At 59.8% G+C, this 24,942-nt stretch carries 23 protein-coding genes, 1 tRNA gene and 2 pseudogenes; 21 read left to right on the top strand and 5 right to left on the bottom strand.

The features are described from left to right. Positions 1 to 7 precede the first annotated feature (7 nt). From rpoE to IPM20_05070, 13 genes and pseudogenes are all read left to right on the top strand, one after another. Positions 8 to 583 carry an RNA polymerase sigma factor RpoE gene (gene rpoE / locus IPM20_05130; protein MBK9131009.1) on the top strand — a complete coding sequence of 192 codons (576 nt, stop codon included), beginning with the start codon at positions 8 to 10 and terminating at the stop codon, positions 581 to 583. Between the two features lie 38 nt (positions 584 to 621). Then, positions 622 to 1,341 (top strand): sigma-E factor negative regulatory protein, encoded by a 720-nt coding sequence (locus IPM20_05125; GenBank protein MBK9131008.1) that lies wholly within the window; start codon positions 622 to 624, stop codon positions 1,339 to 1,341. Between the two features lie 174 nt (positions 1,342 to 1,515). Next, a complete protein-coding gene (locus tag IPM20_05120) occupies positions 1,516 to 2,031 on the top strand; it encodes a SoxR reducing system RseC family protein (GenBank protein MBK9131007.1) in 516 nt (171 codons plus the stop codon). Between the two features lie 75 nt (positions 2,032 to 2,106). Then, positions 2,107 to 3,522 (top strand): annotated as a pseudogene (locus IPM20_05115) (DegQ family serine endoprotease). 93 nt (positions 3,523 to 3,615) lie between these two features. Then, positions 3,616 to 5,412, top strand: coding sequence for an elongation factor 4 (gene lepA, locus IPM20_05110; GenBank protein ID MBK9131006.1), 1,797 nt, complete (start codon positions 3,616 to 3,618; stop codon positions 5,410 to 5,412). Further along, positions 5,409 to 6,239 (top strand): signal peptidase I, encoded by an 831-nt coding sequence (gene lepB / locus IPM20_05105; GenBank protein ID MBK9131005.1) that lies wholly within the window; start codon positions 5,409 to 5,411, stop codon positions 6,237 to 6,239. The genes lepA and lepB overlap by 4 nt, the downstream gene beginning before the upstream one ends. A gap of 86 nt (positions 6,240 to 6,325) precedes the next feature. Next, positions 6,326 to 6,670 (top strand): DUF4845 domain-containing protein, encoded by a 345-nt coding sequence (locus tag IPM20_05100; protein MBK9131004.1) that lies wholly within the window; start codon positions 6,326 to 6,328, stop codon positions 6,668 to 6,670. Continuing rightward, the gene (rnc, locus tag IPM20_05095) at positions 6,667 to 7,347 is read left to right on the top strand and encodes a ribonuclease III (GenBank protein ID MBK9131003.1); all 681 of its coding nucleotides are present in this window, start codon (positions 6,667 to 6,669) and stop codon (positions 7,345 to 7,347) included. The genes IPM20_05100 and rnc overlap by 4 nt, the downstream gene beginning before the upstream one ends. A 1-nt stretch (position 7,348) precedes the next feature. Beyond that, positions 7,349 to 8,233 carry a GTPase Era gene (gene era, locus IPM20_05090; GenBank protein MBK9131002.1) on the top strand — a complete coding sequence of 295 codons (885 nt, stop codon included), beginning with the start codon at positions 7,349 to 7,351 and terminating at the stop codon, positions 8,231 to 8,233. Next, positions 8,223 to 9,074 (top strand): DNA repair protein RecO, encoded by an 852-nt coding sequence (gene recO, locus IPM20_05085; protein ID MBK9131001.1) that lies wholly within the window; start codon positions 8,223 to 8,225, stop codon positions 9,072 to 9,074. Before era ends, recO begins: the two co-directional genes overlap by 11 nt. Then, on the top strand, positions 9,071 to 9,814 hold the full coding sequence (gene pdxJ / locus IPM20_05080) for a pyridoxine 5'-phosphate synthase (protein ID MBK9131000.1): 744 nt from the start codon (positions 9,071 to 9,073) through the stop codon (positions 9,812 to 9,814). The genes recO and pdxJ overlap by 4 nt, the downstream gene beginning before the upstream one ends. Then, on the top strand, positions 9,811 to 10,200 hold the full coding sequence (locus tag IPM20_05075) for a holo-ACP synthase (protein ID MBK9130999.1): 390 nt from the start codon (positions 9,811 to 9,813) through the stop codon (positions 10,198 to 10,200). The genes pdxJ and IPM20_05075 overlap by 4 nt, the downstream gene beginning before the upstream one ends. Before the next feature lie 59 nt (positions 10,201 to 10,259). Further along, a tRNA-Met gene (locus IPM20_05070) sits at positions 10,260 to 10,336 on the top strand. A gap of 2 nt (positions 10,337 to 10,338) precedes the next feature. On the opposite strand, the gene IPM20_05065 is transcribed toward IPM20_05070, so the two are convergent. From IPM20_05065 to IPM20_05055, 3 genes are all read right to left on the bottom strand, one after another. Next, positions 10,339 to 10,485, bottom strand: coding sequence for a hypothetical protein (locus IPM20_05065; GenBank protein MBK9130998.1), 147 nt, complete (start codon positions 10,483 to 10,485; stop codon positions 10,339 to 10,341). Positions 10,486 to 11,134: 649 nt separating this feature from the next. Then, entirely contained in the window at positions 11,135 to 11,380 is a 246-nt protein-coding gene (locus IPM20_05060; GenBank protein ID MBK9130997.1) for a hypothetical protein, read from the bottom strand. A 51-nt stretch (positions 11,381 to 11,431) separates the two neighbouring features. Continuing rightward, the gene (locus IPM20_05055; protein MBK9130996.1) at positions 11,432 to 11,677 is read right to left on the bottom strand and encodes a hypothetical protein; all 246 of its coding nucleotides are present in this window, start codon (positions 11,675 to 11,677) and stop codon (positions 11,432 to 11,434) included. 839 nt (positions 11,678 to 12,516) lie between these two features. Here IPM20_05055 and IPM20_05050 point away from each other — a divergent pair. The 3 genes from IPM20_05050 (at position 12,517) to IPM20_05040 (ending at position 15,584) form a co-directional block, all read left to right on the top strand. Beyond that, positions 12,517 to 12,762, top strand: coding sequence for a hypothetical protein (locus IPM20_05050; GenBank protein MBK9130995.1), 246 nt, complete (start codon positions 12,517 to 12,519; stop codon positions 12,760 to 12,762). An 823-nt stretch (positions 12,763 to 13,585) separates the two neighbouring features. After that, complete coding sequence (locus tag IPM20_05045; GenBank protein ID MBK9130994.1) at positions 13,586 to 13,966, top strand: peptidylprolyl isomerase; 381 nt, start codon at positions 13,586 to 13,588, stop codon at positions 13,964 to 13,966. A 733-nt stretch (positions 13,967 to 14,699) separates the two neighbouring features. Then, positions 14,700 to 15,584: a sulfotransferase gene (locus tag IPM20_05040; protein MBK9130993.1), complete on the top strand. Its 885-nt coding sequence runs from the start codon at positions 14,700 to 14,702 to the stop codon at positions 15,582 to 15,584. A gap of 79 nt (positions 15,585 to 15,663) precedes the next feature. Here IPM20_05040 and IPM20_05035 read toward each other — a convergent pair whose 3' ends face one another. Then, positions 15,664 to 16,590: a hypothetical protein gene (locus tag IPM20_05035; protein MBK9130992.1), complete on the bottom strand. Its 927-nt coding sequence runs from the start codon at positions 16,588 to 16,590 to the stop codon at positions 15,664 to 15,666. Between the two features lie 8 nt (positions 16,591 to 16,598). Next, entirely contained in the window at positions 16,599 to 17,645 is a 1,047-nt protein-coding gene (locus IPM20_05030; GenBank protein MBK9130991.1) for a hypothetical protein, read from the bottom strand. Positions 17,646 to 18,040: 395 nt separating this feature from the next. On the opposite strand from IPM20_05030, the gene IPM20_05025 reads away from it, so the two are divergent. The 5 genes and pseudogenes from IPM20_05025 to infB all read left to right on the top strand — a co-directional run bounded on the left by IPM20_05025 (position 18,041) and on the right by infB (position 24,915). Further along, positions 18,041 to 18,331 (top strand): hypothetical protein, encoded by a 291-nt coding sequence (locus tag IPM20_05025; protein ID MBK9130990.1) that lies wholly within the window; start codon positions 18,041 to 18,043, stop codon positions 18,329 to 18,331. A gap of 131 nt (positions 18,332 to 18,462) precedes the next feature. Continuing rightward, positions 18,463 to 19,785 (top strand): HlyC/CorC family transporter, encoded by a 1,323-nt coding sequence (locus IPM20_05020; GenBank protein MBK9130989.1) that lies wholly within the window; start codon positions 18,463 to 18,465, stop codon positions 19,783 to 19,785. Between the two features lie 615 nt (positions 19,786 to 20,400). Further along, complete coding sequence (gene rimP, locus IPM20_05015; GenBank protein ID MBK9130988.1) at positions 20,401 to 20,853, top strand: ribosome maturation factor RimP; 453 nt, start codon at positions 20,401 to 20,403, stop codon at positions 20,851 to 20,853. 32 nt (positions 20,854 to 20,885) lie between these two features. After that, positions 20,886 to 22,450: pseudogene (gene nusA / locus IPM20_05010) on the top strand (transcription termination/antitermination protein NusA). Further along, complete coding sequence (infB, locus tag IPM20_05005; GenBank protein MBK9130987.1) at positions 22,438 to 24,915, top strand: translation initiation factor IF-2; 2,478 nt, start codon at positions 22,438 to 22,440, stop codon at positions 24,913 to 24,915. The pseudogene nusA and the gene infB overlap by 13 nt, the downstream one beginning before the upstream one ends. The last annotated feature ends 27 nt before the right edge of the window (positions 24,916 to 24,942 follow it).

The raw sequence follows: 24,942 nt of genomic DNA, 5'->3' as shown, positions 1-24,942 counted from the left end.
AGCCCGGATGGGCGATAATAATGTTGACCAGGCACTGGTCGAGCGTGTTCAAAATGGCGACAAGAAAGCGTTTGATATCCTTGTACAGAAATATCAATATAGGCTCACTAAATTGATATCGCGCTATGTCTATGATCAGAGTGAAGTTATGGACGTAGCACAGGAGGCATTCATCAAAGCGTATCGCGCCCTTCCCAGCTTCCGCGGCGAGAGCGCCTTTTACACCTGGCTCTACCGCATCGGAGTCAACACGGCAAAGAACTATCTGGTGTCCCAGGGCCGGCGGCCGCCAAGTGTGGACATCGACGCGGAGGAGGCGGGATATCTGGAAGGCGAATCCGAACTCAAGGAATACGCCACTCCCGAGCATCTCCTGGCCAGGGACGAGATTGAGAATACGGTGCACAGTGCCATTGAAAAATTGCCGGAGGACCTGCGCATGGCGATCACCCTGCGCGAGCTCGACGGTCTGAGTTACGAGGAGATCGCCGAGCGGATGAATTGCCCGGTGGGCACGGTCCGTTCGCGTATTTTTCGCGCACGCGAGGTCATCAACGGCAAGCTCAAGCCGCTGTTGGATTGATAACGTTTCGAAATAATAATCGTAGACAGGTGTTGCCCATGATGGAGAAAAACGCGGACAAGGTTTCCCTGCTGATCGATGGCGAACTCGATGAATGCGACATGGCATGCGTCATGCGGGCCATGAAAGAGGACGACACGGCGGGGGCGCGCTGGCGAAACTACCATCTGATCCGGGACGCCTTGCAGGGCAACCTGCCGCGGCACCTGCCGCAGGACCTGGCCGGACGCGTCGCACTGGCCCTCGAACACGAACCCATCCATCTCAATCCCCAGCACCGCCACTCCTCTGCTCCAACCCCTTTCAGAACGTCGTCCAGGGCCCGCGCCACGGTGAGTTTCGCGCTGGCCGCCTCGCTGTCCGCCATCGCGGTATTCGGGGTCGGTGTGATGGAGCTGAACAACGGGTCGCAGCAATCGACGGCGATGAACATGGCCTCCATCACGCCCCCGTTGCCGCAGCAGGCGGCGACGGTCGCCGCCGCGGCCGTGCCGCAGGCTTCCGCGCCGGCGGTACAACTGGTGGCGGAGGCGGCGCCGCCCGCCAAGCCACAGGGTAGCGTCACGGTGCTTGCCTCCGCCAAGCCCGTGGAACCGGCCGCGACGCGCCGTTCCAGCGTGGCGGTGCATGAGGTATCTCCAACGGCGACCGATCTGTACGACTATCTGGTAAATTCCCATCGCTACGCGCCCGGCGCGGCCGATACCCAGGCGATGCTCTCCTATGTCCAGCTGGTCGGTTACGGTCCCGGTCGTTAACGTCCGCGGCAGGTACCTCACGTCATATCCCCGCTCGCACATTGCGCGCCCTGTTCCGGAACTGCCTCCCGGCATATTTCCGCCATTTCCCGGTGAAGCCAGGCAAGGTTCTTCACGCATCGATGGAACCGCGGGCTCTTCTCGCCAGTCATACGACATATCGGTAGCTCGGACATGATGACGGAAACGGCAAAGGTCATTGGAACAGAGGGGGAACATGCCTGGGTGGAAACGCAGCGCATGACTACCTGCGGCAGTTGTTCCGTGCAGAAGGGTTGCGGAACCAGCGTCCTCGCCAAGGTGCTGGGTAACCGCGTCAACCGCATCCGCGTGATCAATACGATCGGTGCCAGGACCGGCGAATGGGTCGTGCTGGGCCTCGAGGATGGCGCGCTGGTGCGCAGCTCGTTTGCCGTATATGCCATGCCGCTGATCTTTCTGCTGCTGGGAGGTATCGGCGGCGGTCTGCTGGCGGACGGCCTCTCGTGGCAATCGAAGGATGCGGCCACGGCCGTGTGCGGTGCGCTGGGCTTCCTGCTGGGCCTGGTCTGGGTGCGTCGGTATGGCCATGCCGTGGCACTGGATCCCCGTCATCAGCCCAGTCTGGTCGGTTTTGCCGATACGGCCGGGGCCGATGAACACAAGATCGTGGTAGAGGACATCGTGCGCGATTACCGGCGCAAGATGTGAATCGGATGGATGATGCAACGAACAGGAGTGCTCATGAAGCGTAATGCGGATCAAGGGAAAGTGTGGCGGCTGTCGATGAGCATGGCCATGCTGGCGCTGTTGACGGTTGCCGCGGGCGCGGGCGCGGCGGTGAAGGACCTGCCCGATTTCACCGAACTGGTGGAGCAGAGCAGTCCGGCGGTGGTCAATATCAGCACCACCACCAAGATCAAGCAGGAGCAGTTCCGCAATCCGCATGGGGAGGCGATGCCCGACCAGCAGCCCTTCGATGATTTTCTGCGACGCTTCTTCGGCGATCGCGGCGACGGCGGCGGTACCGAGGAATTCGATGAGAAGTCCCTGGGTTCGGGCTTCATCATTTCGAAGGATGGCTACGTCCTCACCAACAATCACGTGATCCGGGACGCGGACGAGATCGTCGTGCGGCTCAGTGACCGGCGCGAGTTTCGTCGCCGAGGTGGTGGGCAGCGACAAGAACAGCGACGTCGCCCTGCTCAAGATCGATGCCGACAACCTGCCGGTGGTCAAGATCGGCAGTTCGGCAGACCTCAAGGTGGGCGGCTGGGTGCTGGCGATCGGTTCGCCCTTCGGTTTCGAGCATTCGGTTACCGCCGGCATCGTGAGCGCGAAGGGCAGGAGCCTGCCCAACGAAAACTATGTCCCGTTCATCCAGACCGATGTCGCGATCAACCCCGGCAACTCGGGCGGCCCGCTGTTCAATATGGACGGCGAGGTCGTTGGAATCAATTCCCAGATCTTCAGTCGTACCGGGGGATTCATGGGCCTGTCATTCGCGATTCCGATCGATATCGCGATGAGCGTGGTGGATCAGCTGCGCAACTCGGGACATGTGACGCGCGGGTGGCTGGGGATTCTCATCCAGGACGTGGACCGCACCCTGGCGGAGTCCTTCGGCATGACCAAGCCGATCGGCGCGCTGGTCGCGCGGGTCCTGCCCGACAGCCCGGCGCAGAAGGCGGGCATCGAAGTGGGTGACGTCATCGTCGAGTTCGACGGCAAGGAGGTCGAGAGTTCGGGGGCGCTTCCGCCCATGGTCGGCGTGTCCAAGATCGGGGAGAAGTTGCCGCTCAAGGTCATTCGCAAGGGCAAGTCCCTGACCCTCAAGGTCACCATCAGTGAACTGCCGGAAGAGGACGAGCTCGATCTGGCCGCGGCGAGCGGGGACGGCGACAGCACCCGGATCAAGCGACTGGCCATCACGGTGGCGGATCTGACCGCGGAACAGAAACAGGAACTGGACGGCAAGGGCGGGATCGTGGTCGATTCGATCGAGAGCGGCCCGGCCTCCAAGGCGGGAATCCGCAGGGGGATGTCATCCTGCAGTTCAACAACGCCGATGTGGGGACGGTGGAGCAGTTCAAGAAACTGGTGGCCGATCTGCCGGCCGGGAAGGCGGTGCCGATCCTGGTGCAGCGTCGGGGCAGCCCCATTTTCCTCGCCCTGAAACTGGATGAGGACGCCAAACAGTAACTGTCTGATCATTTCCGGCTCTGTTATGATAGCCAGGGGAGCGCGTTGGGCGCTCCCCTTTAATTTTTATGGACCGGGAAGAATTCGCCATACATGCGGCACATTCGTAATTTTTCGATCATCGCCCATATCGATCACGGGAAATCGACGCTCGCCGACCGCATCATCCAGCGTTGCGGGGGCCTGAGCGAGCGCGAGATGGAGGACCAGATCCTGGATTCCATGGATCTGGAGCGCGAACGCGGCATCACCATCAAGGCGCAAAGCGTCTCGCTCGACTACACGGCGCGGGACGGGACGACGTATCTGCTCAACTTCATCGATACCCCGGGCCATGTCGACTTCGCCTACGAGGTATCGCGTTCTCTGGCCGCCTGCGAGGGGGCCCTGCTGGTGGTGGATGTCTCCCAGGGGGTCGAGGCGCAGACGGTGGCCAACTGCTACACCGCCATCGAGCAGGGGCTCGAGGTGGTGCCGGTGCTGAACAAGATGGATCTTCCGACCGCGGAACCCGAGCGGGTGATCCGCGAGATCGAGGACATCATCGGGATCGAGGCGCGCGAGGCGGTGCGCATCAGCGCCAAGACCGGCCTGGGCATCGATGACCTGCTGGAGGAACTGATCCGGCGCATCCCGCCGCCGCGCGGTGAGGAAAAGGCGCCGCTGCAGGCATTGATCATCGATTCCTGGTTCGACAATTATCTCGGCGTGGTGTCGCTGGTGCGGGTCATGCAGGGACGACTCGATGTCGGCAAGAAGATCACCGTGATGTCGACCGGGCGCGGCTACCCGTGCAACAAGGTGGGAACATTTACCCCCAAGCCGAAGGAGGCGAAATGCCTCAGTGCGGGCGAGGTGGGGTTCGTGATCGCCGGTATCAAGGAGGTCGACGGGGCGCCGGTAGGCGATACCTTCACCATGGCGGAAAACCCGGCCGCCGAACCACTGCCCGGTTTCAAGGCGATCAAGCCGCTGGTGTTCGCCGGCCTGTTCCCGATCAATGCCGAGGATTACGAGGGCTTGCGCGATGCGCTCGGCAAGCTGCGCCTGAACGACGCTTCCCTGTTCTACGAGCCGGAGAACTCGCAGGCCCTGGGTTTCGGCTTCCGCTGCGGATTCCTCGGCATGTTGCACATGGAGATCGTGCAGGAGCGCCTGGAGCGCGAGTACGATCTCAATCTGATCACCACCGCGCCGACCGTGGTCTACCAGGTGCTGACCACCAAGGGTGAGGTGATCGAGGTGGACAATCCGTCCAAACTGCCCGAGGTCGGTTACATCGCTGAAATCCGCGAACCCATCATCCGGGCGGATATTCTCGTGCCGCAAAATTATCTCGGCTCCGTCATCAATCTGTGCGTCGAGAAGCGCGGCACCCAGAAGAAGATGGAATACCACGGCAACCAGGTCATCCTGACCTATGAGATGCCGATGAGCGAAGTGGTGCTGGATTTCTACGACCGCCTCAAGTCGGTCAGCCGCGGCTACGCCTCGTTCGACTACAGCTTCGACCGCTACCAGGCCGCCGACCTGGTCCGGCTCGACCTGCTGATCAACGGCGACCGGGTCGATGCCCTCTCCATCATCGTCCACCGCGACCGCGCCAACTCGCGCGGTCGCGAGCTGACGGAAAAGATGCGCGAACTGATACCGCGCCAGATGTTCGATGTCGCCATCCAGGCTTCGATCGGGGCCCGCATCGTGGCGCGTGAGACGGTGAAGGCGCTGCGCAAGAATGTGACCGCGAAGTGCTACGGCGGCGACATCACCCGCAAGCGGAAGCTGCTGGAGAAACAGAAAGCCGGTAAAAAGCGCATGAAGCAGATCGGAACGGTGGAGATTCCGCAGGACGCGTTTCTGGCGATACTACATACAGGGAAAAAAGAATGAATTTCGACTTTCAAGCCGTAATGGTGCTGGCCCTGCTCGTGACAGGATTGATCTGGGCATTCGACGCCTATGTGCTGCTGCCGCGGCGCGAGCGGGCCGCCGCCGCACTGACGCAGGGCGGGGGACAGGAGGCCGGCGAGGAGCAGGTCAGGCGCGTTCGCAAGGAACCCTTGCTGGTTGAATACGCACGCTCCTTTTTCCCGATCATCCTGGTTGTGCTGGTGCTGCGCTCGTTCCTGGTCGAGCCCTTTCGGATTCCCTCCGGCTCCATGATGCCGACGCTGCTGGCGGGGGACTTCATCCTGGTCAACAAGTTTTCCTATGGAATACGCCTGCCTCTGGTCGGTACCAAGGTGGTGGATATCGGTGAGCCGCAGCGGGGCGATGTTGTGGTCTTCCGTTTCCCCAAGGACCCGGCCACCGACTACATCAAGCGCATCGTCGGGCTTCCGGGTGACCGCATCCGCTATCAGGACAAGATGGTCTACGTCAACGGGGAGAAGGCGACGCAGGAATATGTCGGCATTTACGCCGGCGTCGGCGCCGGTCTGGGGATGAGCGGCGCCAGCCTGCGCACGGAACAGCTGGGCGAGGTCAGGCACGAGATCCTGATTCAGAACAGCCGTCATATCGCCGAAGGCGAGTTCATCGTGCCGGAAGCCCATTATTTCGTCATGGGTGACAATCGGGACAACAGCAACGACAGCCGGTTCTGGGGCACGGTGCCGGAAGAGAATCTGGTCGGCAAAGCGTTTATGATATGGATGAACTGGGATTCCGCCAAAGGCGGCATCACCTGGAACCGTATCGGAAACCTGCTCAACTGAACGCGGTTTTCACCGCTTGGGGCGCGTATGGGGCAATCTCTCAGGGAGGTCCGGATATGAGACGGTGCGGGAATAAGCAGGAAGGAATGACGTTTCTCAGCCTGTTGATAGTGCTGGCGGTGATCGGATTTTTCGCCTACATCGGGATCAAGCTCACCCCCGTGTATCTGGAGCATTTCAGCGTCACCTCATCGCTGCAGTCACTGGCGGAGGAGGAGTCACAGGGGCTGGCCGTCGGCGAGTTGCGTTCCCGGTTGCTGAAACGACTGGAAATCAACAATGTGAGTCACGTGACGGAGAACGATATCAGTATCAGGAGCGATGCCGGCTCGAAGACGGTCACCGTCCAGTATGAGGTGCAGGAACCGTTCTATGGCAATGTCAGCCTGTTGCTGTCCTTTGAAGACAGCGTGACACTCGCTGGCAATTGAATCCCTCCCACGACAAGCTGTGCCGACGGCTCGGATACCCGTGTGCCCGCGAGGATCTGCTGCTGATGGCATTGACCCATCGAAGTTACGGCAGCCCCAATAATGAGCGCCTGGAGTTTCTGGGAGACGCCGCCCTGAGCCTGATCATCGCCGAGATTCTGTACGCGCGCTTTCCCCGCCAGGATGAGGGGGCGCTGAGCCGCCTGCGCGCCAATCTCGTCAACGGCGAGGTGCTCGCGCGCCGGGCGCGTAACCTCGATCTGGGGGAAGAATTGCTGCTGGGGCCGGGGGAGTTGAAGAGCGGGGGTTACCGCCGCGATTCCATTCTCGCCGGCGCGCTCGAGGCGCTGATCGGGGCGGCCTACCTGGAGTCCGGGCTCGATGCTGCCCGCCAGCTGGTGCGGACGGTGCTGGGCGAGGAGATCGAGGCGGTATCTCCGGATCAGGCCACCAAGGATCCGAAGACGCGCCTGCAGGAATATCTGCAGGCGCGCCGGATGCCGTTGCCGGAATACCGGGTCATGACCGTGGAGGGGCAGGATCATGCCCAGTTGTTCCGCGTCGAATGCCGGGTGACCGGCCTGGATGAGGCGCTCTCGGGCGAGGGAAACAGCCGTCGCAGGGCTGAACAGGACGCCGCCGGGAAGGCCCTGCAACTGTTACAGGAGTCGTCCTGAGATGCATCGCTGCGGTTATGTCGCCATCGTGGGGCGGCCGAACGTCGGCAAGTCCACATTGTTGAACCGGATCCTGGGTCAGAAGATCACTATCACGTCGCGCAAGCCGCAGACCACCCGGCATCGGATTCTGGGCATCAAGACGACGCCCACGGTTCAGGCCATTTATATCGACACGCCCGGACTGCATCGCGGTGTACGCCATGCGATCAATCGCGTGATGAACCGCACGGCCACGGCCGCGGTCGCCGACGTCGACGTCGTGCTGTTCGTGGTCGAGTGCCTGAAGTGGGAGGAAGAGGACGAGCACGTGCTCGGCCTGCTGGCGTCGGCGGATGTCCCCGTCATTCTGGTGCTGAACAAGGTCGACCGGCTCAAGGACAAGGAACAGCTGCTGCCATATATCGCCCGGATGAAGGAAAAGCGGGACTTCGCCGCGATCGTTCCCGTTTGCGCGACGCGGGGAACCCAGACGGAGGTGCTGGAGGAGGAGGTCCGGCGGCTGTTGCCGGAGTCGCCGCCGTTCTTCCCGGAGGAACAGGTGACTGACCGCAGCGAGCGTTTTCTTGCCGCCGAGCTGGTGCGGGAAAAACTGACGCGCCTGCTCGGCGACGAGCTTCCCTATGCGGTCACGGTCGAGATCGAGGAATTCAAGGAAGGTCCGGAACTGACGACGATAGGCGCGGTGATCTGGGTCGAGCGTGATGCGCAGAAGGCGATCGTCATCGGCAGACAGGGCCATATGCTGAAACAGATCGGTACGCAGGCCCGCCAGGAGATGGAGCGCCTGTTCGGCGTCAAGGTGTACCTCCAGCTGTGGGTCAAGGTGAAGGAAAAGTGGTCCGACGACGAGCGCGCCCTGCGCAGCCTGGGGTATGGCGACTGAGGCGGTCGTGTCAACGGCCCTGGCGGGCGCCGCCTATGGCAGGGCCGTGCTGGAGCCGGCGTATGTGCTTCACCACCGACCCTATCGCGACAGCAGTCTTCTGCTGGAAATACTCGCCGCCGGATACGGCCGTCTCGCGCTCATCGCCCGCGGGGCGCGGCGCCCGAAGTCGCGTCTGCATGGGCTGCTGCAGCCGTTCCAGTCCCTGTATGCAAGCTGGTCCATGCGCGGGGAGCTGGGTACCCTGACCGCGGTGGAAAGCCGCGCCGGCGAGGGTCCGCGTGGGCGCGCGCTCATCAGCGGGTTCTACATGAACGAATTGCTGATGCGACTGCTGCATCGCCATGACCCGCATCCTACGCTCTTCGCCGTCTATGAATCGGCGCTGCGGGGGTTGGCCGCGCCCGGGCTCCACGCGTCCGCGGAACAGGCGATCCTGCGCATGTTCGAGCTGACGCTGCTGCGCGAGCTGGGTTATGGCCTCGTGCTCGATCGCGAGATCCTGGGAGGCGAGCCGATCCGGCCCGAGGGCGTGTATGATTATTATCCCGAGCGCGGACCGGTCCGTGCGGATGCTGCGGGTTCCAGGGTGGCGGAGACGGGCGCAGAGGAGTATGTCGCGCGCGCACGGCCGGTGCGACTGCATGGCGGCAGCCTGCTGGCCCTGGCGCGGGGGGAGCTGTGTGATCCCGTGCAGCTGTCCGAGGTGAAGCGCCTGATGAGGACGGTCCTGGATGGAAGGCTAGGTGGGAAGCCGTTGGCTAGCCGGAAGCTGTTCCGGCGGGGCGGGCGGATGGAAGCAAATGTGGAACCGATGATGAAAGATGAGGGCCGCCTATGACGGCGCGGGATCAGGACATCCTGCTGGGCGTGAATATCGATCATGTCGCGACGCTGCGGCAGTCGCGTGGCACGCGTTATCCCGACCCGGTTCAGGCGGCCATCGAGTCGGAGCAGGCCGGTGCCGATTGCATCACACTGCATCTGCGTGAGGACCGGCGCCATATCCAGGAGCGCGACGTGGAAATGCTGCGGGACATCCTGCAGACGCGCATGAATCTGGAGATGGCGGTGACGGCGGAAATGCTGGCGTATGCCGAACGCATCCGCCCGCACAACTGCTGCCTGGTGCCGGAGCGGCGCGCGGAACTGACTACCGAGGGCGGTCTCGACGTCGCGGGACAAGAGGCGAGGATCAAGGTCGCCTGTGAGCGCCTGGCCGCTGCCGGATGCATCGTATCCCTGTTCGTCGACGCCGAACTGGCCCAGATCGAGGCGGCGGCACGCGCGGGCGCGCCCGCAATTGAAATTCATACCGGACACTATGCCGATGCCGCCGGTCCGCGCGCCGCGCGGGAGGAGCTGGAGCGGATACGACGGGCGGTCGATGCCGGTCTGGCGGCAGGTCTCCAGGTCAATGCCGGGCACGGGCTGAATTATCACAACGTCGCGCCGATCGCGGCCATCCCCGGTATACGCGAACTGAATATCGGGCATGCCATCGTGGCGCGCGCGTTATTTACCGGCCTGGGTGAGTCGGTACGTGAAATGAAACGGCTGATGGTTGAGGCGCGCCGGTGATCCACGGCATTGGAACGGATATCGTCTCCGTCGCGCGCATGCAGGCCAACCTTGATCGCTACGGTGACCGCTTCGCACGGCGGATCCTTGGTGAGCATGAGTATGAGCAGTACCAGGGGATTATTCATCCCGCGCGTTTTCTGGCCAAACGATTCGCCGTCAAGGAGGCGGTGGCCAAGGCGCTTGGCACGGGCTTGAGCGCCGGGGTCCGGCTGCGGCAGATCCGTGTGGAGCACGACGACCGCGGGAAACCCCGTCTCGCCTACAGCGGGCAGGCCGCAACCCTGTGCCGCGAGGCGCAAATCTGCCAAAGCCATGTCTCCATTTCCGACGAGGCCCAGTACGCGGTGGCCTTTGTCGTCCTGGAGAGCCAGCAGGCTCCATGAGGGCGGCAGCTTGCTTAGGGAGCCCGGGTTCTGTACCATAGGCACCCTTAAAGTTCAGGTGCGGGGTGGAGCAGCCTGGTAGCTCGTCGGGCTCATAACCCGAAGGTCGTTGGTTCAAATCCAGCCCCCGCTACCACATTATATATCTTGCTGTTTTCCTTGTTGTTTGTAGTTTCCTCCAGCAGTCGCCAGCTTAAGCATGCCTGCATAGTCGCCGCGCAGTTCCGCGACCAGCTCATACAACTCCGGCACCATACGCATCGCACCCCACACCAGATTACGCACCGCTGGGCTTGCCCGTTATACATCCCCGAGGCTTATCCCGGCTGGCTTGCACCATGTGTTATTAGGTATCCCTGACACGCGGCAGCGGGCCGTACCAGCTTGTCCTGGGATATGGTGTCCTGCTATGTAACCGAGCCCGCTCGGCTTCTGGTCGTTCTAACTCCACCTTAGTACCGGCGGTTACTATGCCTCGCTTGATGGCAGCCAACAAATGATCGGTATGTCATCCTGATGCACAGGATGCGACCAGGAATTTGAGCGGGAAGCGGTGGCGCTGTAGAAAGAAGCTGTCCGACCAGCGCCCTGCGGCCGTCGTGAATCACCTGGCCCGCGACTTTAGCGCCGATGCGCCGACGAACACCAGGCAGGTCACCGACATTACATACAGACATTACATACATCGGCACGGCTCAGCAGCGGCTGCATTTGTGTGTCGTTCCCGATCTCTGTACCCCGGGGTCCAGTCGGTTGATCGATGAGCCCACGACACAGGAATGACAGCAGGTAATCCACAGTCAGTGCTGATGGGTATGGCAACGATCAGACCGCAAGGTAATAAGCTTCCTGTCTACCTGGACCAAAAGATCGGTCAGCTCGGAGTTGATAGGGAATCACGTCACCGCACATGCGCTGTAATGTCGGGTGCCCATCAGCCCTGATGTGCCAGCGTCTTGCGCCCCGCAATCCCCTGGTCCATCAACGCCGTGAACACGGCCTTGATCGGATCCCAGCCGGTGAAGGTCGAGATCCCGAAATAGATCGCCAGGAACGGAAGCATCACCATCCATCCCATCGGCCCGCTAGACTGCAGCGTCACGGCGATCAGCGCGATACTTACGATCAGCAGGGCGATGCGCTGGATGCCGCCCTGATTGGTACGTGATAGATTCGTCATGTCAGTAATCCTCGTCTGTTCGTTAAGCTTGCGTTCGGAAACCAGGGAGCATCAATTCTGATGCGCCAGTTTCTCGTTATGGCCGGTGGATTGTCCCGCCAGGGCCGAAACGATGGCCTTGACCGGATCCCAGCCGGTGATGGCCGCGATGCCGGGATAGATCGCGATCAGGGGCAGGATCACTTCCCAGCCCAACACGCCGCTGGATAGCAGGGGCACCGTAATAAGCGTCAGGCTCACAGCCAGAAAACTGATGCGCTGAGTATTGCTCTGGTTGATGCTCGTGTTCTTAGTCATGGTTGTCATCCTCAAGTTTGATTGATGTATTGCCACACCTTGCGCTTTCGCTACCTTATTCACGTAGACGAGAACATTCAGGCATTACGCATGTTATGACGATCACTCTCGTAAACGGTTCCAACGTAACGCTTAACTGACGCTTAATAGAACCTTTGTGAAAAGATTCACGGCGGATATCACGGGAAATATCGCAGCGAGCGTGGGCTATTTGACGCGGGACGAAATGTTTCTTTCCCGTTCGATGCTTAAAAGTTTCTTAAGAACTGTTCATGCGGACAGAAAGCGTCAGTTCAGTCACGCTATCGCATACAGATGTTGCTACCGTTTGACCGTAACAGTCGTTCACATACGACGGATCTCGCGACGTGTCTGTGGCGCGTCGTTTGCGACGAGACTCAACGAGGGATGGTTATATCTCGACGATCGGTCTTCGTATTAGTGCTGGTCAGCGGTCGGGGCACAATAATCTGCCCGGCGGTCTCTGATGCAGGTTGATAGAAGCAAAATCACACATTTGGAAAGAAGGAGGTCATGCCGAAGAAGACGTTCTCGCTGGAAAAGGTTGCCGCCATACTGCGGCAATGCACCATGCACATGACGGGATATCAATAAAGAGGAATTTGTACTGATTCTCCAATGTATAAATTACGAAACCAACTGCTACAGCAGGATCAAGGCATTTATGCAAGGCGTAGGACCACATGATGACAGATAGCCCGAACACCCGGGCGTCGCTAATTTGACGCTTGTCGTTATTTAACGACTCTTGATCGTGAAACATTTTTATTATTAGCATGTCGAAGAAAGAGATTGGTGTTCACACAGGGGGTGTGTTTATGACGATGTCTATCGCCATCAGTAGTGAAGAAATCGCAGCGGGGATTGATCGCAAGCGGGCAAATGATATTGCCGAAAGAGTTGCACGATGGGTTCAAATCAGAGCCAATACCGCGTGGACCCCTTCAAACTTACTTACCCGGGAATTTTTCGCGCAATGCGCATATAACTATGCCTATGAAGTCGCTTTCGTGAAAGCCATTGCGAAGCAGAAAGCAATGCTAATGGGATTTAGACACTTCTAGATTAGCCCTCCAGGGCGATCGACGATTGACTGTCACTCCGAGCAAGGCGAAGTGTCTACAGAGTGTGAGTTAAGCTTGAATGTTTCTCAGCCGTCACCCGAGTTTGTCGCCAGGCACACGATAGCATGCTGTTGAGGGTCGCCCGCGAATGGGGGCAGCCGGTGATGGGTTTTGCGCCACTAGCACGCACACAACCACATAGGGTGATAATGTTCTGGGGTGTGTGTCATGCGGATGTGCAGGAAGCACAGCCTGGAGATTCAGCAGCAGGCCGAGATGCTGGCCATATAATTCAGATATTGCCGCAGACGGGTTTCGAAATCTCGATCGGAAAAGAGACCCGTCCGTGGGTCAACTAATGGCGGTAGTGGAAGGCGGGACTACAGCCATCATTTTGCCGGCTCGCAGGAGAAACGAGCAGCTACCCATTAATTCGGTCGCCGTATCGAAATACTTTAAAAAAATAGGGGATTAGAATTTGTGTAAACTGCCATCGGCGGCGGGTCTTAACCCCCCGCATGGTTGTAACAGCCGACCGTCGGGCGGTTAATAAAGCGCCACTCTCACGGCACTCTCATTGATATCAAAATCGAGCTGCTTTGAGGTGGTGGCATCATAGTAGTCAATATATCGTGTTGGTACGGCTCGGCGCTGTGTTGCGGGATTAGCGATCAGCTCTGTGAGGAGGATATATGGAAATCTCCCAGGATTGTGCTGTCGCAATTGATTTCACGATGACTGACATCGATGGCACTGAATATAGCTCGACCAAAACCTTTATCCTTACAGATATCTACATGGTCATAGAGCAGTTGCTGCGGGTCTGGAAAAGGTGTTGGAAGGTAAAAAGGCGGGAGATTCATTCAGTGTGACGCTGAGCCCCGAGGATGCCTATGGACTATGGGATGAAAACCGTCGCACAGTATTATCCCGCGAAGACTTTAGCAACGATGAGCTTGTCATCGGTAACCGTGTTGACATCATGACCGAAGGCGGCAGGCGCATGGTTACGGTGATTGAGTTCGATCAAGATGAGGTTGTTCTGGACACCAATCATGAGCTGGCAGGTAAAACCCTGCAATTTGAAGTCAAGATACTCAGTGTGCGCAAAGCTACCCTCCATGAACTCGGTTGCGGCACTGCGCACGAAACCGTACAAGAGGCACAAGGAAGCATCAGGGATGCATCGGGGTCGCGGATATAAAAATGAAACGCGATACATTAATGCGTTCCATCGGATACTCGAAGGGAAATGGCGAGGCTGAAGAATAGTGCTTAAGGTACTGTACCTCCAAAAATCTTCGGCTACGTGGTACGCGGGAGAAAGTTAGAAGCGTCGGCTTTTAGCTGAGATGGACAGTTTTGACTACCCCTTGTGTACTGCTTATATCCATATCAAGTATTGATACTTGATGCGGTGGGGTACGTACAAACTGCTCGTGTTCGTAACGCAAAATCGAGTCTCGCGACCACCCCTGTTTGTTCTGGATTCCTCCGTTGTTTTTCCAGCTTGTGTCATCGCTCCGTGCCCGGAAGTGGAATACCGGTTTTGTCGCCAAATTTCTTCACGTATGTCGAGGCATCTGTCTTGACCCTGGTGCCGGAGTTTTTCGGCCGTATTAGCCTGCGATTTTCCCGCTACTTATGAAGTTTATTTTTCAATACGCGATGGTGTGCGCCGGAGAATGCCCTCAATGTGGATCCTTCATCCGATGAAGAGTTTTCAGTGGTAAGGTCGTCCAAGGCCTACCCAGATCCATGAGAATAATTTATAGGCTCATACTGGTTATGGATGGGGTGATGTGCCCGGTGGACAATTTAGCTTGATCGATATCTTGGGCTGGTTAAAATATGGAACCTTGCAGTGATTTCTGTCGTCAGGTAATAAGTTACAGCGCAAATGTAATATAAATTTCAAAATAGTTCATATCAGTTGTGTGGTCGGGATATTGAAAAGCCAATCACAAAATACCCAACTGTTTTTCTGTTTTGGTCCCGCCAAGTCGGGGACGACGCTGTTGCAGCGCGCACTGAATTTGCACCCTCAGGTTTCCTGTCCGTCCGAGTATGATTGCCGTTCCCTCTATGAAGGGCTCAAATGGGTTTTCGGTGAATTCAACAAGGTACTGCAGCTGTACGACCGACGCACGGGCGGGCAGGGAGCGGCCCTGGTAGGAGGTGAAAGCGTCAATGCCGTTTTTCGCTCGGCGCTTGAGACCATGATGCGCGAGGCGGCCAAGGGCAAGCCTATCATCGGGGCCAACGACAACAATATCATCGCCAACCTCGACTTCTTCAACAATCTGTTCGACCAGCCCCGTTTTATCGCGATCTTCCGGAATCCCATCGACCAAGGACTGTCAGCCTGGCATCACAACCTGCGTCTGGCGCGGGAGGAGAATGATCCGCGTCACAGCGAGTTACTGACCCAGTGCGGCGATCTGGCGGGCTGGCTGCGCCAGTCGGCGCATCTCTTCATTCAGAATGTCGATCGCTGGCGCGCCTTTTCGGAAGGGCGCGATAATGTGTACATGCTTCGCTATGAAGATCTGGTGACCCGCCGCATCGAAGCCCTGCGCGGGATTTTTTCTTTTCTGGGTGCAGACACCGGCGACGCGATACTCGAAAAAATCGCGTCGGAAACAGACATTGGCCGTATGCGATCTACCTCGAAAAATCCCGGATTCTTCCGGTCGGGGTCGATCGAGATGGGGGGTGAGGAAATCACGCGGCAATTGCGCGCGGAACTCTCGGAAATGACAGCCGACTCCATGGAAAAAATTGGCTACCGTGTTGATCTGGGTCTGCCGTTGAGAGCATGACGGCCGGTTCCGCTGAATTTCCAGACGGAACCGACCGCTTCTCCCGAGTTACGTCCCTGTAGCTCCCTTCGGTGTTATATCAGGGACCCGATGGCGCCGCGCCCAGATCCCAGAGGGCGGTATCCCAGTCCCACGAACCATTGTCGGTGAATGAGGCGGCGGAACCCAGCGCCATGTAGGTCGAGGTGCCCGCTGCAGCATTGGTGCCGGGGGCCGTCACGGCCACCGAGCCCCAGTTGGTGTACTTCTGGTACCCGAACTGACGCGCGCTTGCCGCGGCGTTGCCCGGCATATCCGCGCCGATCCACACCACGCTAAGTCCGTCGGTCGAGGCATAGGCCAGAGCCGGCATGATCGTACCGCCCAGGGTTCCACTGGTGGTCGGCATGAACGCCGCGCCATCGATCGAGGCGTAGGTGAATTTGCCAACCGCCGCAACGCCAAGGTTCTGGTCGATGCGCTGGCGCGCGTTACCATTCACGCCATCCTGCTGGAAGGTCTGGCTCGCGACCTGCTGGTTCATGTACAGGTCGGCGCCGCCACCGCCGCTGGTGGGGATGGTGAGATCGCCGCCGTTCTTGAAGGCGGCCTCGAAGAGTTTCATCCTGAAGTCCATGCCGCCATCCACGATGCCCTGACTGACCGCGACGTTATTGGTGTTGACGCCGCTGGCGAAGGTCTCGGTTTCCTGCCAGAACGCCAGGCCCGCGGCCGGGGTTCCGTTGGCATTCTCTTCCACCGTGATGGTGCGGATGAACGAAACCCCGCTGCCGGGGTCGGTCACCTGCTGCATGAACATCCCCGGGCTGGTGGCGTCGAGCGTCACACAGGTCCAGGTGGTCGAGCACTCGGTCGAGGTGTCGGTGACGACGCCGTTGGTGACAGAGTATTGGTCGAAGGCGAGCGGGCCGTCATGTAGAATCGCGGCACCGGCCAGGGCAGCGCTCGAGACAAAAAGACCCCCCATCGTTGCCGTTGCCGCCTTGAGAAGATACTTGTAATTCATGTTTTCTCCTATCGCAATGCGATGTTCGGTGTGCCGTTAGGGCAGGATGTAGTCGTTGGCGTAGGTGCCCGAGCGGGCGGCGCAAGCAACCCGCTGCTGATGGAGTTGGTGAAATACTCCTGTGGCTGCGTGCCGAACAGCGCCGTGTTCCATCCGAACTGTGTTCCACTGATCTCCGCGCTCGCACCGCCAGAGATGTCGACCACAAAATTGCCATTACCATCCGCATTGCTTGCCGTCACCGAGGTGCCTCCGGCATTGGTTTTCTGCGCCTGACCCGTCGTAGTGACCACGGTGTAGCGCTGCAGGCCCAGGGTACGATCGAACTGGCTGCCGATACCCGAGGCGGCCTGCGTCAGCCAAACTGCCGTGACGGCATTACCGGCCGCATAGGCGAGGGTCTGTTCCTGTGACCCGCCCGGATCGAGAGTCAGGGTGCCGCCCGCGGAAAGCAGGCCCGCGCGCCGGACAGTGATGGTGCCTTCATTGCCCGTGCCGCCGCCGGCGGTTCCGCCGGTCGAAAAGTGATTCAGTTCCAGATAGGTGGTAGCACCTTCATGGAAGTGCCAGTCCATGCTGCGCGTGGTCGCGCCCAATCCCTGTTCCTGATCGGCGATAAACGCAGCGATGCCGATCAGGGTGCCTGAGCCGATTTCGGCCATGGTCGACATCGCATCGTTACCGATCTGGGTGCCGGCCTTGATGATGCTGCGGTTGACATAGTCGCCGGAACCGTCCTGCGCCCCGATCATGCCTTCGCTCCTGAAGCCCAGTGACTGAACGGCCGCCAGGTCACTTGCGCTGGCGCCTTCATCGGTCACGATGGTGCGAAAGTAGGCGACAGTGGTGTCGGCATTGTCGGTGACCCGCTGCTGCAGGATTCCGTTGCCGGTGGCGTCCAGGCTGGTGCAGGTGTATCCGGCCGGACAGGTCGCCGTGATTGTTCCACCTGGAAACCGTCCATGCGTCATATCCCCGATGGGAGCCGCCATGGCTGCACCGCCCACGAACAAGGTGGCCGCGGATGCCATGGTTATTGCTGTAATTTTCTTCATTGAGATGCTCTCCTGTATGTGTACGCACACATGTTTCTCAGCTAGATGTAGCGGCATCTCGTGCGAAATTATTAGTTCGACGCCCCAAATAATTGTTGTGAAAACAGGAGCTTTTTGCACACGATCCGGAAACGTTTCAATGTGGGAAGAAAGGCTGACACGTAACAGTACGACGTGTGATGACGGTCACGCTTTCTTCAAGATCTCGAATGAGCAGGATGCTGTTCAATCCAGATATTTACTTGGTTGTGCTGGTCTGATGACGGGCGCTGTACCGTGAAGCCATCGGTTGATGGGAATATTTTCAAGTGATTTCATAGGGTTTATGGACATGGATGCCTGGCTTTATTCATAATGAGATTCACGTGGGTAATATCCGGAGACGTGATACACATATGGAATATTTCTTTCCAGTTCTGCTGGCAGTGTTGCTGATCCTGTTCCTGGTGACCAATTTCGATCTGGTATCCACGGTCGTAGGTTACCTGCTGATGGTTGGTATGATCACGGCAGTCGTTGGCGCGATCGCTTACGGCTTGTATGAAGCTCTGGGGTCCCGGAGCGCGATTTTTCTCGTGCTTGTCGCTTTGGGGATATGGGCAGTCACCAGGGCGCGTGATTCTGTGAACGGATTTATCAAGGGATTCGCCACGGGTTATCGCGCCGGGCCAGGTGAAAAGGCCTGACAACAATGCAACCATGCAGCTTCAGCGTCTTTCTTTTGGCATGTGCCGTAACACGGCATTAAGCGGCAACACTGCGGTTTGGTCCGAGCGACTCCGCGCCCCATTCACAGAGCCTGTGGTCTGATCGGTTCATGACGTTTCCCTGGGAACTGATCGTCATCCTGCTGCTGATCCTGCTCAATGGCTTTTTCGCCATGTCCGAACTCGCAGTGATCTCCTCGCGCCGTGCCCGCCTTAAGGCCCTGGCGGAGGCGGGCAGCAAAACCGCGCGCAGTGCACTGAACCTCTCCGAGTCTCCCGGTCCGTTTCTGTCCACGGTCCAGATTGGCATCACCATGATCGGGATCTTTGCCGGCGCCTATGGAGAAAAGACCCTGACGGCCTCGCTTTCGGGGTGGCTGGCGCAATTTCCCGGGTTCGTATCGGTCAGCGATATCCTGGCGTTGGCGGTCGTCGTCGCGGGGATTACCTATTTTTCCCTGATCCTGGGCGAGCTGGTGCCGAAGCGGATCGCACTGGCGAATGCGGAGCGTATCGCATCCCTGGTGGCTCCACCCATGAAGCTGCTTGCCACGATCTTTACGCCGATCGTGGTCGTGCTGGATGCGTCCACCCGTTTCGTGCTCCGGATTCTGGGCCGCCATGCCGTGGCGGCGAACAAGATTACCGATGAAGAGATCAGATCCCTGATTTCCGAGGCGGCCGACACAGGTGTGGTCGAGCGCGCCGAGGGAAACATGATTCGCGGTGTGATGCGTCTCGCCGATCGCCCCATCCAGGCCTTGATGACGCCGCGAGTCGAGATCGTATGGATCGATATCGAATCGACGGAGCAGGATATCCGTCAGTTGCTGCGAGACAGTACATACAACCGGTTCCTGGTCAGCCGGGGTGAGCTCGATGATGTCGTGGGCGTCGTCCAGATGCGCGATCTGCTGGAGCGGAGGCTCGCCGGGCAGGCGCTCGATGTGCGGGAAGTGCTGCGGCAACCGCTGTTTGTTCATGAGAATATCAGTGCGTTGAACGCCCTGGAACAACTGCGTGGGAACGAAGTGCGGATGGCTGTTGTGGTGGATGAATATGGTGAGATCCAGGGATTGGTAACCCCGACAGATATTATGACGGCGATCGCGGGTGAGCTCGCCGAAAGCGCGGACGAGGGCGAACCGCTGGTCGTCCGCCGGGAGGACGGTTCATGGCTGCTCGACGGCGGCTTACCCGTCGACGAGGCGCGCGATCTGCTCGGACTGCATTCGTTAACCCAGGGCGCATCGTTTCATACCTTGGCCGGACTGATGCTGCACCAATTCGGTCGTGTTCCCTCCGCAGGCGAACATTTCGTTCTGGACAACTACCGGTTTGAGGTCATCGACATGGACGGGCATCGTGTTGACAAGATATTGGTGTCGCCCGCTGGCGCACCTCTGGAAACCGATATCGCCACCTCGGGATAGACCGCTATCACTCTGCAAACTTCACCAATTCCCTTGCCTGCAAGGATCGGTGCGCCCTGTTCTTAAACGCAAACATTTCTCATTTATAAATTTCCAGTCCCCGTCCCCGAGGGGTAACCGCACACGTTCCATGTTTATTTGGGCAGATACACCCCGCCACGGGTCGATGTTGCCGCGAGGTGTAGATTCGCGATAGCGGCTCTCGCCGGAAGCTGGGCGGCCGAGTCGATGCTCAGGCGGAGCATACCCGCGAATTCGATCGATGTTCTGAGCTCAACTCCGCCGGACCGCTTTCTGAACCGCTTCGCCGCCGGCCTGAGGTTCAGGGAATCCGGAAGTGAGCGCGCTGGATCCATGGCGGCCCATTGAAGCGATCATGGTTGTATATCATGGAGTTAAGTGTTTGTTGAAAAACAAAAGTCATATTCCTATAATATGGCACCCACCGGAGCCGGTCCGCCGTAGTCTATGACTTGCGCTGCGCACCAACGGGGCGGGAACTGTAGCAGCGGTTTCCGGTCTACACAGGCAGCCGATGCCGTTCTGGCACCGGGCGGGGGAATTGAAGTGGGCCTATGGGCCCATTTTTGTTTTTAGCAGGGTTGATGCATGGGCATGGAAATTACCGCGCGATTACGGCAGCTGCTGGAGCCGGCGGTGGCGCTGCATGGCTGCGAATTGGTCGCCGTGGAGTATTTCCCGCAGGGCAACAACCAGACGCTGCGCGTGTACATCGACAAGCAGGACGGTGTTACGGTCGATGACTGCGAACGGGTGAGTCATCAGATCAGCGGTGTGCTCGACGTTGAGGATCCCATCGCAGGCCATTACCTGCTGGAGGTATCCTCGCCAGGGCTGGACCGGCCGCTGGAAGGTGCGCGCGACTTCGAGCGTTTTCGGGGCAGAGAGGTTCGTTTGCGCCTGCATGCGGCGTTGAACGGGCAGCGTAATTTCAAGGGATTGTTGATGGGCTTGCGTGGCGCGCAGGTGGTGCTGGAAGTCGACGGCCGCGAAATCGAGCTCCCATTGCGGGATATCGATCGGGCGCGTCTGGTCCCCGACATCTGATATGTAGTAATGATCAGGCAGAGGCAACAGAGATGAGTAAAGAAATTCTGATGGTCGTGGACGCGGTGTCCAATGAACGCGGCATCGGCAGGGACGTTATCGTTGGCGCGATCGAGTCGGCGCTGGCGGCCGCCACCAAGAAGCGCTACACCGAGGATGTCGACGTGCGGGTTTCCATCAATCGCGATACGGGCGATTACGAGACGTTCCGCCGCTGGCAGGTGGTGGAAGATTCCGTGGTCATGGAGAATCCCGATGCCCAGATCCGCCTGGATGATGCGGTGGACGTGAATCCCGATGTCAAGGTCGGCGACTTCATTGAAGAACCGATCGAATCCGTGGCCTTCGGCCGCATCGCCGCCCAGACCGCCAAACAGGTGATCATTCAGAAGGTGCGCGAGGCAGAGCGCGCCCATATCGTCGAACAGTATCATGACCGGGTGGGCGAACTGCTTACCGGGGTGGTGAAGCGGGCCGATCGTGGCAGTATTGTGATCGATGTCGGCGCCAATGCCGAGGCCCAGCTATCCCGCGAGGATATCATTCCGCGTGAATCCGTCCGGCCGGGTGACCGCCTGCGCGTGTACCTGAAGGCGGTGCGGCCCGAATCACGCGGCCCGCAGCTGCACGTCAGTCGTACCGCGCCCGAACTGCTCATCGAGCTGTTCAAGCTCGAGGTCCCCGAGGTGGGAGAAGGTTTGATCGAGATCGTGAGCGCGGCGCGTGACCCCGGCTCGCGCGCCAAGATCGCGGTCAAGGCCCATGACGAGCGTATCGATCCGGTGGGCGCCTGCGTCGGCATGCGCGGCTCGCGCGTGCAGAGCGTCTCCAACGAACTGGCGGGCGAGCGTATCGATATCATCCTGTGGGATGAGAATCCGGCCCAGTTCGTGATCAATGCCATGTCGCCCGCCGAGGTTGAGTCCATCGTGGTGGACGAGGAGTCGGGCAGCATGGATCTGGCGGTCAAGGAGGAGCACCTGTCGCAGGCGATCGGCCGCGGCGGCCAGAACGTGCGGCTGGCCAGCCAGTTGACCGGATGGGAGCTGAACATCATGACCGAGCAGCAGGCCGAGGAGAAGAGCGAGGCAGAGGCGAACGCGCTCAAGCAGCTGTTCATGGAGCAGCTGGACGTGGACGAGGAGATCGCCTCCATCTTCGTGCAGGAAGGTTTCTCGAGCATCGAGGAAATCGCCTATGTGCCCACCAAGGAATTGATCGAGATCGAGGAGTTCGACGAGGACATCGTGCAGGAGCTGCGCGCCCGGGCGCGCGACGTGCTGCTGACGCGCGCCATTGCGAACGAAGAAGACACGGACGGACGGGAGCCGGCGGAGGACCTGCTCGCGCTGGATGGCATGGATGCGGAGCTGGCGCACAAGCTGGCGGCCAGGGGATCGTGACCCAGGAGGATCTCGCCGAGCAATCGGTCGACGACCTGCTCGAGATCGAGGGCATCGAAGAGGGGCAGGCACGCGAGCTGATCATGGCCGCGCGCGCCCCTGGTTTGCCGCGGAAGAGCAGCAAAGCTGATATTTTACTCTTCGATCGATATAGAGAACCGAAACGGAAGCATTCAACTTCATGGCGGACGTGACAGTAAGACAACTGGCGGAAGTGGTCGGCATCCCGGTCGATCGTCTGATCCTGCAACTGGGCGAGGCAGGGTTGCCGATCACGGACGCGGATCAGACCATCAGCGACAAGGACAAGATGGAGCTGTTGACCCATCTGCGCAACTCGCATGGCAAGGACAGCGACAAGAGCGAACCGAAGAAGATCACGCTGCGGCGCAAGACGGTCGGCGAGCTCAAGCTGACTACGCCGACGCACGGACGCGCCAAGCCGCAGACGCGCAAGGTGAACGTCGAATACCGGCGCAAACGCACCTACGCCATGCGCGGCGAATTGCCGCCCGAGGGAGCCGAGCCGGCCGTTGAGGAACAGCCGATGGCGCCGCCGGCGGAGCAGGCGCAGGTCGAGGTGCCGGCGCCGGTCGTGGAAGCCGCCCCGCCGGTCATCGTCGAGCCGGTGCGCGAACTGGTGCCCGACATCATCGTGGTTCCGTCCACCGTGGAAGCAAAGCCGGTGGATGGGGCGCGTCCTGCCGCGCCCGCAGCCGAGACGGAGGAGTCCGGCGACAAGAAAGGGAAGCGCCGCAAGAAACGCGACGAACGCGGGACCAAATACGGCCGCGAGGAGCTGCATGTCAGCGCGGCGCCGGGCGGCGCTCGGCGCAAGAAGAAGACCAAGATGAAAACCGCGTCGTTCAATACGCCGCGGCACGGCTTTGAGAAACCGACCCAGCCTATCGTCCGCGTGGTGACCATCCCCGAGACGATCACGGTGGCCGAGCTGGCGCAGAAAATGTCGGTGAAGGCGGCCGAGGTCATCAAGGCGATGATGACCATGGGCAGCATGGTGACCATCAACCAGGTAGTCGATCAGGAAACGGCGGCGGTGGTGGTCGAGGAGATGGGCCACAAGGTGCAGTTGCTGCAGGAGAACGCGATCGAGGAGCAGGTGCTCGAGCGCGATCATGAGGATGAAGGTGAGGAGACCCCGCGTCCCCCCATCGTCACCATCATGGGGCACGTCGACCACGGCAAGACCTCGCTGCTCGACTACATCCGTCGCACCAAGGTGGCCGCCGGCGAGGCCGGTGGGATCACCCAGCACATCGGCGCCTACCATGTGGAGACCGATCGCGGCGTCATTACCTTCCTCGATACCCCCGGTCACGCCGCCTTCACCGCGATGCGCGCGCGCGGCGCCAGGATCACCGACATCGTGGTGCTGATCGTGGCCGCCGATGACGGCGTCAAGCCGCAGACCCTGGAGGCGATCAAGCACGCCAAAGCCGCCAAGGTGCCGATCGTCGTCGCCATCAACAAGATCGACAAGCCGGACGCGGACCCGGATCGCGTCAGGCACGAACTCGCCGCGCAGGAGATCATTCCGGAAGACTGGGGCGGCGATACCATATTTACCCAGGTTTCCGCCAAGACCGGACTGGGCGTCGATGACGTGCTGGAGGCGATCCTGCTGCAGGCCGAGGTGATGGAGCTCAAGGCGGTGCCGGAGCGCGCCGCGGCCGGCACCGTGATCGAGTCCAGCCTCGACAAGGGGCGCGGGCCGGTCGCCACGATCCTGGTTCAGAACGGCACCCTGCGCAAGGGCGATGTGATCCTTACCGGCACCGAGTACGGTCGTGTACGGGCGATGCTCGATGAGAGCGGCAAACCGGTGGACGCCGCCGGTCCTTCCATGCCGGTGGTCGTGCTGGGTCTTTCCGGAACGCCGAACGCGGGCGACGACATGGTGGTGGTGGCCGATGAGCGGCGCGCGCGCGAGGTCGCGCTGCATCGCCAGGGCAGGTATCGGGACGTCAAGCTGGCCGCGCGCAAGGCGACCAAGCTGGAAGACCTGTTCACGGGCAAGGAAGGCACCCCGACGCTCAACATCGTGATCAAGGCCGATGTGCAGGGTTCGGTCGAGGCGTTGAAGGATGCGCTTACGCAGCTGTCCGGCGAGGAAGTAGCCGTCAATATCATTTCGGACGGCGTCGGTGGCATAACCGAGTCCGATATGAATCTGGCGCTGGCCTCGAACGCGGTCGTTATCGGATTCAACGTGCGCGCCGACAGCGTGGCGCGGCGTCTGGCCGAGGAAAACGGCATCGACCTGCGCTACCACAGCATCATCTACAACGTGATCGAGGAAGTGAAGCAGGCGCTCTCCGGCATGCTGTCGCCGGAGTTCAGGGAACAGATCATCGGTCTGGCCGAGGTGCGCGACGTGTTCAAGTCGCCCAAGTTCGGCGCCATCGCGGGTTGTCTCGTCGTCGAGGGCGTGGTGCGCCGCAGCAATCCGATCCGTGTCCTGCGCGACAACGTGGTCATCTACGAGGGCGAGCTCGAGTCGTTGCGCCGCTTCAAGGATGACGTCAACGAGGTCAAGGCCGGCACCGAATGCGGTATCGGCGTGCGTAATTACAACGATGTCAGGGTCGGCGATCAGATCGAGGTCTACGAGAGAGTCGAGGTGAGGCGGCAGCTGTAATCCGCCGCAACGGTAGTTGCGGGCCGA

Source organism: Gammaproteobacteria bacterium (genome assembly GCA_016716465.1).
Lineage (GTDB): Bacteria > Pseudomonadota > Gammaproteobacteria > SZUA-140 > SZUA-140 > JADJWH01.
This window is presented reverse-complemented; position numbering and strand designations above follow the sequence as displayed.